The sequence below is a fragment of the Comamonas sp. E6 genome, from assembly GCF_001010305.1.
Lineage (GTDB): Bacteria > Pseudomonadota > Gammaproteobacteria > Burkholderiales > Burkholderiaceae_C > Comamonas > Comamonas thiooxydans.
In genome coordinates this window covers 75219-87282 of the sequence record NZ_BBXH01000008.1, presented here as the reverse complement: position 1 = coordinate 87282, position 12064 = coordinate 75219, and the positions used below count along the sequence as shown (strand labels likewise).

General features: G+C 64.3%; 7 protein-coding genes. 5 read left to right on the top strand and 2 right to left on the bottom strand.

Going from position 1 to position 12064, the window contains the following annotated elements:
• Positions 1 to 30 precede the first annotated feature (30 nt).
• Positions 31 to 957: a LysR family transcriptional regulator gene (locus CSE6_RS07130; protein ID WP_034352167.1), complete on the top strand. Its 927-nt coding sequence runs from the start codon at positions 31 to 33 to the stop codon at positions 955 to 957.
• 38 nt (positions 958 to 995) lie between these two features.
• Here the strand turns inward: CSE6_RS07130 and hrpA are convergent, their stop codons facing one another.
• On the bottom strand, positions 996 to 5051 hold the full coding sequence (hrpA, locus tag CSE6_RS07125) for an ATP-dependent RNA helicase HrpA (RefSeq protein ID WP_059440203.1): 4056 nt from the start codon (positions 5049 to 5051) through the stop codon (positions 996 to 998).
• 175 nt (positions 5052 to 5226) lie between these two features.
• Between hrpA and CSE6_RS07120 the strand changes: the two genes are divergently transcribed.
• The 4 genes from CSE6_RS07120 to CSE6_RS07105 all read left to right on the top strand — a co-directional run bounded on the left by CSE6_RS07120 (position 5227) and on the right by CSE6_RS07105 (position 10161).
• Entirely contained in the window at positions 5227 to 6405 is a 1179-nt protein-coding gene (locus CSE6_RS07120; RefSeq protein WP_059440202.1) for a metallophosphoesterase, read from the top strand.
• 467 nt (positions 6406 to 6872) lie between these two features.
• Entirely contained in the window at positions 6873 to 7697 is an 825-nt protein-coding gene (locus tag CSE6_RS07115) for a zinc ribbon domain-containing protein (RefSeq protein WP_059440201.1), read from the top strand.
• A 5-nt stretch (positions 7698 to 7702) separates the two neighbouring features.
• Positions 7703 to 8365: a hypothetical protein gene (locus tag CSE6_RS07110; protein WP_059440200.1), complete on the top strand. Its 663-nt coding sequence runs from the start codon at positions 7703 to 7705 to the stop codon at positions 8363 to 8365.
• Between the two features lie 65 nt (positions 8366 to 8430).
• Positions 8431 to 10161 carry a zinc ribbon domain-containing protein gene (locus tag CSE6_RS07105; protein WP_059440199.1) on the top strand — a complete coding sequence of 577 codons (1731 nt, stop codon included), beginning with the start codon at positions 8431 to 8433 and terminating at the stop codon, positions 10159 to 10161.
• 96 nt (positions 10162 to 10257) lie between these two features.
• Here CSE6_RS07105 and CSE6_RS07100 read toward each other — a convergent pair whose 3' ends face one another.
• Positions 10258 to 12045, bottom strand: a complete 1788-nt coding sequence (locus CSE6_RS07100) for an enterochelin esterase domain-containing protein (RefSeq protein WP_238585652.1) — start codon at positions 12043 to 12045, stop codon at positions 10258 to 10260.
• Positions 12046 to 12064 lie beyond the last annotated feature (19 nt).

The following is a 12064-nucleotide window of genomic DNA, read 5'->3' as shown; positions in this document are numbered from 1 at the left end:
TCCGGGTTTTCGCGAGGACAAGGAGATCCCATGGATCAGATACAGGCCATGCGTATTTTCGCGCGGGTCGTGGAAGCCGGCACTTTCACGCGTGCAGCCGATTCGCTGCAAATGCCAAAAGCCAGTGTGACCAAGAACGTTCAGGCGCTGGAAGAGCGCCTGCGCGTGAAGCTGCTCAACCGTACCACGCGCCGTGTCACCGTGACCGCCGATGGTGCGGCCTATTACGACCGCGCCGTGCGCCTGCTCGCCGACTTCGACGATCTCGAGGCCAGCGTCAGCCAGGCCCGCACCACGCCGCGCGGGCGCCTGCGCGTGGATGTGGGAACCACCGTGGCGCGGCTACTCATCATTCCCCATCTGAGCGAGTTCCAGTCTCGCTATCCCGAAATACAGATCGATCTGGGCGTGAGCGACCGCACCGTGGACCTGATCAGCGACAACGTGGACTGCGTAATCCGCGGCGGCGAGCTGGCCGACCAGTCCCTGGTGGCGCGCCGAATCGGCAATCTGGAATTCATCACCGTTGCCGCACCCGAATATCTGCAGCGCCACGGCGTGCCACAGCATCCGCGCGACCTGGAGTCCGGCCATCGCAACGTGATCTATTTCTCCCCGGTCTCGGCGCGGCGCTATCCGCTGGAGTTCCACAAGGGCGGCGAAGTGATAGAGATCGCCAGTCCCGCCCACCTGGGCATCAACGAAGGCAATGCCTATATCAGCGCCATCCTCGCTGGCCAGGGCATAGGGCAGCTCAGCCGCTTCCAGATTCACAAGTACCTGGAAAACGGCCAGCTGCAACGCGTGCTGGAGGACTGGAAGCACCCTCTGCTGCCGATCTATGTGGTCTATCCGCCCAACTCCCACCTCAGCGCCAAGGTGCGCGCTTTTGTGGACTGGGTGGTGGAGCTGTTTTCGCGCAATCCGCTGCTGCAGGGCGAAAGCCGGCCCGCCTAGTCAGGCAGGGCCCCATTCGTCAGGCCATCAGCCCGGCATCACTGCTGCAGCTGCGCCCAGACCTTGTCCAGCCGCTTGGCGCTGACCGGATACGGCGTGCGCAGCTCCTGGGCAAAAAAGCTCACGCGAAGCTCCTCCAGCATCCAGCGGTACTCCTGCATGCGGGCATCGATCTGCCCCTTGCGCTCGGCCACCAGCCGCCAGTAGCGCTGCTCCAGCGGCAGCAGCTCCTTGAGCTTGGCGGCATCGCGCGCCGGGTCGGCCCGGTACTTGTCCAGACGCGAGGTAATGGCCTTGAGGTAGCGCGCGTAATGGCCGAGCTGCGCCCAGGGGGCCACGGCGATGAAGTTCTTGGGCATCAGCTTTTGCAGCTGTTCGCTCGCGTCCTTGGTGGCCTCGGGCGCGTTCTTGGTGTCCTTGATCTTGCGCGCGGCGGCTGCGTACTCGGCGAGGATGACGGCCGACATGCGAGCCACCTCGTTGGCAATCAGCGTAAGGCGCCCACGGCCGTCCTGCACGCGCTGCTTGAAGTCGGCCTCGTTGCTCGGCAGCGGCTCCTGCAAAAAGGCGCGGTCTATGGCCACGTCGATGATCTGGCCGCGCAGCTCTTCCTGCGTGCCCAGCGGCATATAGGCCACGGCCATCTTCTGCAGATCGGGAATGTTCTTCTCCAGATACTTGAGCGCATCGCGAATCTGCAGCGCGAACAGGCGGCGCAAACCCACACGGTGCTTTGCGGCGGCGGCTTCGGGTTCGTCAAAGACTTCGATGCCGACGGCGTCGCCATGATCGATCAGGGCCGGAAAGCCGATCAGCGTGGTGCCGCCCTTCTTGATCTCCATGAGCTCGGGCAGCTCGCCAAAGCTCCAGTCCTTGTAGCGCGCATCATGCGACTGGGCCGGCTTGCCCGCCACAGCCTTGTCTTTTTTAGGAGCTGCTTGCGCCTTATCTTTCTCATTTTCAGATACTTTTGACTCTGAAATTCTTGTATCACTTGCGCCAGCAGCTACCTTTAATGAAGCAAGCGCCTGAAAAGCGCCGCGAGCCTTGGCGCCCCACTCGGCCTTGAGCGCGCCCAGATTGCGGCCCTGGCCCAGTTGGCGGCCATGCTCGTCCGTGATGCGGAAGTTCATGAACAGATGCGGGCTCAGCATGTCCAGCTTGAAGTCTGCGCGCTTCACATCCAGCGAAGTCTCGTCGCGAACCTGCTTGAGCAAGGCGTCGATCAGCCCCCCTTGGGCCCAGCGCTCGCTCTCGGTGAACAGCTCGGCCAGCCGCGCAGCGCTCTCGGGCAGCGGCACGAAACGGCTGCGCGGGCGCTGGGGCAGGCTCTTCAAGAGCGCCTGGATCTTGTCCTTGAGCATGCCCGGCACCAGCCACTCGGCGCGCTCCTCCGACACCTGGTTGAGCACGAACAGCGGCACGGTGACCGTGATGCCGTCGCGCGCGTCGCCGGGGCTGTGCAGATAGCTGGCGCTGCAATCGGCACCGCCCAGCTTCACGGTCTTGGGAAATTTGTCCGTGGTGATGCCGGCGGCCTCGTGCCGCATCAGCTCGTCCTTGGACAGGCGCAGCAGCTCGGGCTGGTTCCTGCTCTCGGCGCGGAACCACTTGTCGAAGCTCGCGCCGCTGTACACATCCTTGGGCAGATGCTGGTCGTAGAAGGCAAAGATCAGCTCGTCGTCGACCAGCACGTCCTGGCGACGGCTCTTGTGCTCCAGCTCCTCGACCTTGCGCATGAGCTTGAGGTTGGCGGGCAGGAAATGCCACTTGGTTTCCCACTCGCCCTCCACCAGCGCCTGGCGGATGAAGAGATTGCGCGCCTCGTATGGATCGACGCGGCCATAGCTGATGCGGCGGCCGTTGTAGACCACCAGACCGTAGAGCGTGGCGCGCTCCAGCGCCACCACATCGGCCTGCTTCTTGCTCCAGTGCGGGTCCAGCAGTTGCTTCTTGAGCAGATGGCCGCCCACCTCCTCCAGCCACTGCGGCTCTATGGCCGCAATGCCGCGGCCGTAGAGCCGCGAGGTCTCGACCTGCTCGGCCGCCACGATCCAGCGACCGGGCTTCTTGCTCAGGTGAGCGCCGGGATGCGGGTGGAACTTGATGCCGTGCGCGCCCAGATAGCTCTCGCTTTCCTCTGCACGATAGCCAATATTGCCGAGCAGCCCCGACAGCATGGACAGGTGCACGGCCTCATAGCCGGCAGCCTCGTTGTTGAGCAGCCATTTCTGCTCCTTGACCACGGTCAGCAGCTGAGAGTGGATGTCGCGCCACTCGCGCACGCGGCGGATATTGATGAAGTTCTGGCGCAGCAACTGCTCCCACTGGCGGTTGCTGATCTTGTGCGTGGCCTCGTCAGCATGTTGGGCCTGATCGGCAGGGTTGAACAGCGCCAGCCGCTCCTCCACCGTGCCTTCGATCTGCGCGCCGCTGGCACGCTGACTGACCGGCAGGAAGGCCTGGTTGCGCGCACTGGGCTTGGCCGCAGGCGCGTGCTGGGCCGCCATCTCCTTGCGGCTCTTGGCAACGACCTTGCCGCCGCGCGCATCCGACAACCACTTCCACAGGCGCAGATAGCCGCTGAATTCGCTTTTCTCGTCGTCGAACTTGGCATGTGCCTGGTCGGCCTGCTGCTGCGCTTCCATGGGCCGGTCGCGCACGTCCTGCACGCTGAGGGCCGAGGCAATGATCAGCACCTCGGCCAGGGCGCGGCGCTCGCGCGCCTCCAGAATCATGCGGCCCACGCGCGGGTCCAGCGGCAGGCGCGACAGCTCCTTGCCCATGGGCAGCAGATGGCCGTGATCGTCCACCGCGCCCAGCTCGGCCAGCAGCTGATAGCCGTCGGCAATGGCGCGGCCCGAAGGCGCTTCGAGGAAGGGGAAATGCACCACATCGCCCAGCCCCAGCGACTTCATGCGCAGGATCACGCCGGCCAGCGAGGAGCGCAGGATTTCGGGGTCGGTGAAGCGGTCACGGCTGACAAAGCTCTCTTCGTCGTACAGGCGAATGCAGATGCCGTTGGCCACACGGCCGCAACGGCCCGCGCGCTGGTTGGCCGCGGCCTGCGAGATCGGCTCGACCAGCAGTTGCTCCACCTTGCTGCGAAAGGAGTAGCGCTTCACGCGCGCCGTACCGGCGTCGATCACATAGCGAATGCCCGGAACCGTGAGCGAGGTTTCGGCCACATTGGTGGCCAGCACGATGCGTCGGCCCGTATGGCCGTCAAAGATACGGTCCTGCTCGGCCTGGGACAGGCGCGAGAACAGCGGTAGCACTTCGGCACTGCGCAGCGTGGGTGAGTGCTGCAAATGCTTGCGCAGATGGTCGGCGGCTTCGCGAATCTCGCGCTCGCCCGGCAGGAAGATCAGGATATCGCCCCCCTTGCCGCCGGCCCAGAGTTCATCCACGCCATCGGCGATGGCGTCGTTCAGATCCTTGTCCTTTTCACCCTCGAACGGGCGATAGCGCATCTCCACCGGATAGGTACGACCCGAAACCATGATCACGGGCGCAGGACCGTTCTTCGATTCGAAGTGCTTGGCAAAGCGGTCGGCATCGATGGTGGCTGACGTGACCACCACTTTCAGGTCTGGGCGCTTGGGCAGGATCTGCTTGAGATAGCCGAGCAGAAAGTCGATGTTCAGGCTGCGCTCATGCGCCTCGTCGATGATCAACGTGTCGTAGGCCTTGAGCAGCGGATCGGTCTGGGTCTCGGCCAGCAAGATGCCGTCGGTCATCAGCTTGACGGAGGCATTCTTCTGCAGCGTGTCCTGAAAACGCACCTTATAGCCCACCACTTCGCCCAGCGGCGTGTTCAGCTCCTCGGCAATGCGCTTGGCCACCGAGCTGGCGGCAATGCGGCGCGGCTGGGTGTGGCCGATCAGATGGCCACGCACCTGGCCGTTGGCATCGGGCGCGGCATTGAGCCTGCCCCGGCCCAGCGCCAGAGCGATCTTGGGCAGCTGCGTGGTCTTGCCCGAACCGGTCTCGCCGCAGACGATGATGACCTGATGGCGATCCATGGCCTCCATGATTTCCTGGCGACGGCTGGATACGGGGAGCGACTCGGGGAAGTTGATCTTCAAAGGCATAAGGGCTGGGATTATCTCCGTCCTTGGCCGGTCTTGCGCAGTGATGACAAAAGCAGCCGTGCCGCGCCATCTTCAACGCCCTGCGGCGCGCCGGCGACGACGGCAGCAGCGGCGTTCATCGCGGGGACACCAACGCTTGCTATGCTCGCGGCAATTTTCGGTTTCTCTGCGCCCCATGGTTTCGACTGCTGCTTTCGTCATTCCTCTTCTGGCTCTCTGGCTCTGGTGGCCTGTCTCCAGCCTCAACGGTACTTCTCGTCTTGCCCGCCTGCTGGCCGCGCTGATCACGGCCTTGCTGGGCATTACGCCAGCCTTGCTGCTCAAGGCCGTGCAAACGAATGCCCTGCCCTACGCCGTGGTGGCGCGCCTGCAGGTTCCCGGCGGCTGGATTCTGGCCATGCTGCTGATGCTGGCGCTGTTCGTGCTGCTGCGCGATCTGCTGTGGCTGATCGCCCGACTCATGGGGCGAACCAGCCTGGCGCAGCTGCTGCACCTTCCCGCACTTACCGCAGCCGCCGTGGTGACGACCGGCTGCCTGAGCGCCATCGGCGTCTTCAACGCCCTTCAGCCGCCCAGGGTGCATGAGCAACAGATCGCAGTCAGAAACCTGCCCACCGCCCTGCAGGGCCTGCGCATTGCCGTGCTGGCCGATATCCACGCCAGCCCGGTCAATGATGCAAGCTATGTGCAGACCATCGTGCAGCGCACCCTGGCCACCACGCCCGACCTGATCGTGCTGCCCGGCGACATGGTGGACGGCGATGTCGCCACCAGCCGCGCCCATGTGGCGCCGCTGGCCGCCTTGAGCGCGCGCTACGGCGTCTGGGCGGCGCCGGGCAACCACGAGTACTACAGCGGCTACAACGCCTGGATGGCCGATTTCCGCCGCCTGGGCCTGAATCTGCTGGAAAACCGCATGCAGCTGCTGAACATCAAGGGCAGCAAGCTGGCCCTGTCCGGCATCGGCGACCCGGTGTTCGGCCGGACCTCGCCCAACAACGCCGACCCCGAGGTCGCCGAAGGCGTTCCCCCCGATGTGGACGCAGTTGCCGCCCAGGCCCGCAAGGCCGGCGCACAGTTTCATATCCTGCTCGCGCACCAGCCCAAATTCGCGCGCGACAACGCGGACAAGGGCGTGAACCTGCAGATATCGGGCCACACCCACGGCGGACTGATCCTGGGCATGGACCGCTGGCTGGTGGCTCCCGTCAACAACGGTTTTGTGCGCGGCGAATATGAGATCGGCAATATGAAGCTGCTGGTCAGCAGCGGAGCAGGCCTGTGGGCCGGTTTTGCCATACGCCTTGGTGTGGCGCCGCGAATCGAGCTGCTGACGCTGGTTGCGCAGCAGTGATTACCGGCCTTGCTGACTCCCGGGGTTCAGCAAGGCTTGTATTTCGTTGAAATCTTTACAGCGCAAAACACTCTCAACCATTTGAAGCATTTGCAAAAATCAAACAGATTTCGAGATCCGAGCTTTTCCCGGCAATCCCGGCTTCCATAAAGCACCTGATTTACTGCCTTCTTTTCAAATCAGTCACTTACGCCATAAGTCCCTTGAAACTCCGCGCAGCTCCATTAATCCAAACCCCATTCATAGATCGCCATGTCTGACAAAAAGCTGTCAAAACCGAACGTGCTTACATTCCCGTAAAGCGATCCGACAGGCTGCGGCAAATGCGCCGCTAAGATACAAATCATTTTTCAGAGTCCGTACCGGTTCATGCCAATGCGCAAAAACCGGCCCATATTCCACGCATTGCCAAGGCAGCAATGCCGCCGAACGGCCATTCCCGCGGACTCTTTTCTCGATTCCAGACCATGAATTGTTCCCAATGCGGCAATCCGCTCTCTCCGAATGCCAAGTTCTGCAAGAACTGCGGCGCCAGACAAGCACCGGAAGCGGCAATCACTGCTGTTGAAAAAATCTGCAGCCAATGCCAGGCTGTCTGCAAACCCGAGGCCCGCTTCTGCACACGATGCGGCCTGGTGTTCGAGCGCCCCGGCGATAGCCATGCCGCAGTGGCAACTGCGCCGCACATGCCTTTAGATGCCTCGCAGACCATTGACAGCGCAAGCCTGGCCCCTCCCCTGATCGAGCCCATGGATACACCCGCGCCAAGGCCGCCACAGTCGGAGCCTGCCGCAAGCTTTGCGCAGCGCAATGACCGCACGCCGGCCTTTCCCCAGGAACCGGTGCGCGGCAGCAATGCCTGGATCAAATGGGTGGCGCTGGCACTGCTGGTCGCAGCCATTGCGGGTGGTGTGATGATGGCAAGCAATATGAAGGGCCTGACCAGCTCGGGCAATAGCGCATCCAGTTCTTCCCAAGCCGGCAAGGATGGTATTTCGCCCGAAGACAAGGCCAAGGCCGACGCCCTGGTCGGCCCGCTGGGCGGCAGTACCGCAGCGCAAACGACACCTGCCGAAAATGCCCCGATTGCCGGCGCCGTTGACAACGCGCCCGCCACTGCAGTCACCCCCGCAGCGACGACAGCAAACACTGCCAGCGACGCACCCGCGCCTGCGGCCAGCCCGGAGCCGTCCTCAGCCCCGGCATCTGGCAAACCGCCCGTGCCGGCCCCTGCAAGAACACCTCCAGTCAAGAAGAATGCCGCGCCATCCCTGGATGACCTGCTGGATTGAAAGCCATGAAAAAACTCAAACTCACTGTGCTCGCCTGCGCCGCAACCCTGCTCGGCGGCTGCGCCAGCTTGCAAGATGCCTCCACATCGCTGAGCTGCATGCTCTCGCGCGTCACCAATTCCGCAGACCCCAGCTGCGGCCCTGGTGGCGGCGCGCCCGCAACCGCTGTTTCGGGCGGGCAGAACGAGCGCTTTGCCCGTTTGCAGGCCGCTCTGGATCAGGAAACGCAGCATGCGCAGAGCATGCAGGCCCAGGCCGTGCAAGCCATGCAGAAGCTGCCGGCCAAACAACGCGCAGTGGCAGGGCCGGTACAGACCAGGACCGTCAGCATTGCCGATGCCCAATCGGGTCAGGCACACCAGATGCGCAGTTTCTCAGCACTGACCGTGGAGATGCCGCTGGCCGCCAAGGGTCGCAGGGAATATACCCAGGCCATGAATGTGCTCAAGGAACTGGCCAATGAACTGGCCGACAACCGCGGCTCGTCGAGCATCGTTGTCGATCAGTCCGACGAGGATGTCAGGGCCGGGCGTGTGAATACCGCCACTGGCACAACCCAGTCCAAAGGCGGCAAACCCGTGACTGTCATCAAGAAGATAGATACTGGTCTGCCCGCCGGTGTGGAGCGCTACACCATCGAAGCCGGCGAGATCCGCGGCAAGCTTTGACCCCTGGCCAGCCAGCGGCTCATCGCGCCACACCAGCCAGCCTCAACCACCAGACAGGACGAAAAATGAGAGAGCAACCCCTGGGAGAAATACGTTTTGCCACCCTCGCCAGAGCCGCCGAAGGACTGACGCAGTGGCGACCGCTGCTGCTGTGCTTTCTGACACTGCTGCTGACCGGTGCACTGATAGCAGGTGCAGCCTGGATGCTGGTCAAGGCCGGCTTCTTCATGTACCTGATCTTCATGCTGGCGGCCGTGGTCGCGCTGCTGGCTGGCTCTTCGGGCGTCGGCATCATGCTCATGGACAAGGCCAGGAACGAGCCCGTACGCTCCTTCTCGGCTGCGGCATCGGCCGGTCTGCTGTGCCTGCCCAAATTCCTGCTGGTCGGACTCGCGATATTTGTTGCCACGCTGGCCTACTACCTGCTGGCTGCCGTCATTTACTTCATCTGCAAGATTCCCGTGCTCGGCGGCATTCTGGCCTTTGTGGCCCACCCGATTCTGGTGCTGGTCGCCGCAGCCTTGCTGATCGCCATGATTTGGGTCGTCGGCCCGCTGATGGGCCCTGCGCTGTGGAGCGGCCTGTCCGTCAAGGCTGCGCTGGCCAATGTGCTGAGCATCGCGCGCAAGCGCCTGGTCGAAGTGGTGCTGATGGAAGTCGTGCTCTATGTCATTTTGGGCCTGGTCTGCTTCATGCTGTTTGCCGGACTGGTGCCTGCAACCGTCTCCCTGACCGGGATGGCCATGAGCATTACCGGAGATGGCTCCATGGCCGGCATGTTCATGGGCGGCGGCTACGGCCGTGGCTACGGTGGTGGCTTCAACCCCATGGGCATGATGGGTGGCGGCAGCACCGGCCTCATCGCCGGCCTGGGCGTTCTCTATTGCGTGGTGGGCGCACTGCTGGCCCAGGTGGCCATCATGGGCATGAATCTGATCTATCTGCAGGCCCGTGAAAGCGTGGACCCTGCCGAGGCCGAGGGTGCGCTGGACAGCCTGATTGGCGATGTGCGCAAAAAAGCCGAGGAAGCCAAGGCCCAGACCATGGCTGCCGCAGAACGCACCATGGCCGCGGCCGAGCGCGCCAAGCAGGCTGCCAGCGAGCGCCTGCAGGAGGCCACAGCCAAGCCCTCCGCCACCGACACCCCACCCGGCACCGACAGCAATGCCAGCGCTGGCGCAGCAACGGCTGCCGCAGCAACGGCTGGCGCAGCAGCGGCTGCCGCGGGCCTGACTGCAGCCACAGCAGCATCCACCGAGCAGGCGTTTGCCGAGCAGCAGGCGCGCGAGCGTGCTGCCGCCGATGCGGTGGAAAAAGCACATCACAGCGCTGAAGAGGCAGCCGCCCGCCAACGTAGCGAAGCCGAGGCGGCACGCCTGCGTGCCGAGGCCGAAGCAGCCCGTCTGAAGGCTGAAGCCGAGGCCGCCGAGCAAGCTGCACGGGAACGTGCGACACGCGAACGTGCGGCTGCCGAAGCTCAGGAACTGGCCGCACGCCAGCGGGCCGAAGCCCAGGCCGCAGAGCGCGCTGCACAACAAAAGGCCGCTGAGGAGCACGCCGCAGCCCAGGCTGCCGAAGAAGCACGTCAGCAAGCAGAAGCAGAGCGCTTGAAAGCCCAGGCCGAGCAACTGGCCAGGCAGCAGGCTGCCGAGCGTGAAGCAGCCCGCGCCCGCGCCGAAGCAGAGGCCGCCGAGAAAGCCCGCCAGGCTCAGACTGCGCCGAGCTGCCCCGCCTGCAGCGCCCCGGTAGCCGCCAATGACCTGTTCTGCGGCGAATGCGGCAACAAGCTCAAGTAGAAGCTGGCATGGAAAAGCCTGCAGCGCTTGCGAACGAGCGCTGCAGGCCAAAAGCAAAAAAGGGGCTTGCAGCCCCTTTTTTTGTGCTCCCCGGACTCAGAGCCCGCAAGCCTGTGCGACCTGCTCCTTGAGCCCCTCGGTCGATGGCTCGCGCCCCGTCAGCGCCAGCAGCCCGCAGGCCAGCGAACCCTGCCAATGCACATAGTCATGACCGGTGCTGTGCACACGTTGCACGACCTTGTTGCCCTTGACACGCAGCACATTACCCAGCTCTTGGCTGGTTTCGCGTATGCCTGCCTGACCACCGCGAGCCCCTTCGTATAGGCCGGCATCAAAGTAAAAGCGAATGGGCAGTTGCGGTGCTTGCTCATACTGGCGAGCCAGCCAATTGGGCGACTCGCCCTTGGGGGCCCACCAATAGGAGCCCGAAAGACTGAGCACATTGCCAAACCACTGCGGATAGCGCAGCGCCACATAGCTTGAGGCCAGGCCGCCATAGCTCGATCCTGCAATCACCGTGCGCTCGGGCCCGGCCGCTATGCCCTGAGCCTTGAGCCAGGGCATGAGCTGCTTGCCCATGAAGTCGGCAAACACCGGGTTGGGCGGCAGCTCGCGGCTGCGCGCGTCGCCTGCGCCGTTGGCCACCAGCACGACGGCTGTTGCAGGCAGCAGGCCGTCGGCCATGAGGTTGTCGATGATGGCGGGCGTGGGAACCTGGCGCAGATAGGCCTGGGCGTCGAACAGCACCAGCAGGGAACGCTGAGCCGCATCGGATTGCTGCCAGCTCTGCGGCTTGTAGATCCAGATGTCGCGCCCGTTGCCCAGCGCCTGGCTGTCCAGCCAGTGACGCTGCAACTGGCCGGCAGCCACGCCGGCACGGGGCTGGCTCCAGGGCTGGGGCGGCGCCTTGGCCAGCGTCAGCACGGAGCGTCCGTCGTAGCGATCCTGCGCTGCCTGCAAATCCGCAGACCGCCCCCAGCTCTTGCGATTGAGAGGGTCGCGCTGCAAAGTGGACAGAATGGCTCGACGCTGAATCATGGCGTCGGCCGAGACCGGAGGCACATCGGGAGCAAAGCCATAGCTGAGCCGCGCATCCCTGGGCATGACGAAACTGGCCCACCAGACATCGCTGCTTCCGAGGCGCTGCAGAGGCTCATGGTTGCCCGATGGACTTCCGAACAGCCGCACGGACTGCCCGGCGCCGCGCCAGACAAAGCTCACCAGCTGGTGCTCGGCATCCCAGGGCTCGATCAGCGGCGTGCCCTGGCGTTCCATTTCCTGCCAGAAGCTGCGGCTGTCACCGCCCTGCGCCAGCCGCGCCTGCAAGGCCTTTAGCCTGGGGCTGCGCAGCGGCTCTGGTTCGATCTCTGCCGCAGGCACATGGCCGGCCGCCAACGGCGCCAGCACCTGGGTGATCGTCAGCTCGTAGGCACCAGGAATGGGCGCAGCATAGGTCGAAGCGTCGCTGTGCCCGCCCTGCGCCGCCGACACGCCGTTTGCCGCCGACGCATAGGACTGGACCTTCTCGGCGCGCAGCACCAGACGCTCCTTCGCCATGCCCCGGCTTTGCCAGGTGAATGCGTGATCGACGCCTGCGCCCTGGCTCAGCCGCCGCAGATGGCGCCCGTCAGGCGTTTCCACATCCAGCACAACGCCCAGCGCCTGCAGATTGCCGCGAACCACTGCGCCGGCCGGAGCCTCCAACTGCAGGCTCAGCTTCTGTCCCGACGCCAGCCTGCCGGAGAGCAGCTCCCGCACCGAAAGCAATGAGGCTGCCTTGCCCGCGCTCTGAACGGTGTCGGCAGGCAAGGGCCGGGCCGCACCGGCCTGGCCGCCGATGCCGACGCTGGCCGCAAGCAGACCAGGAACAAGCAAGGAGCGCACCCCTTTTCCGGATGGCCTG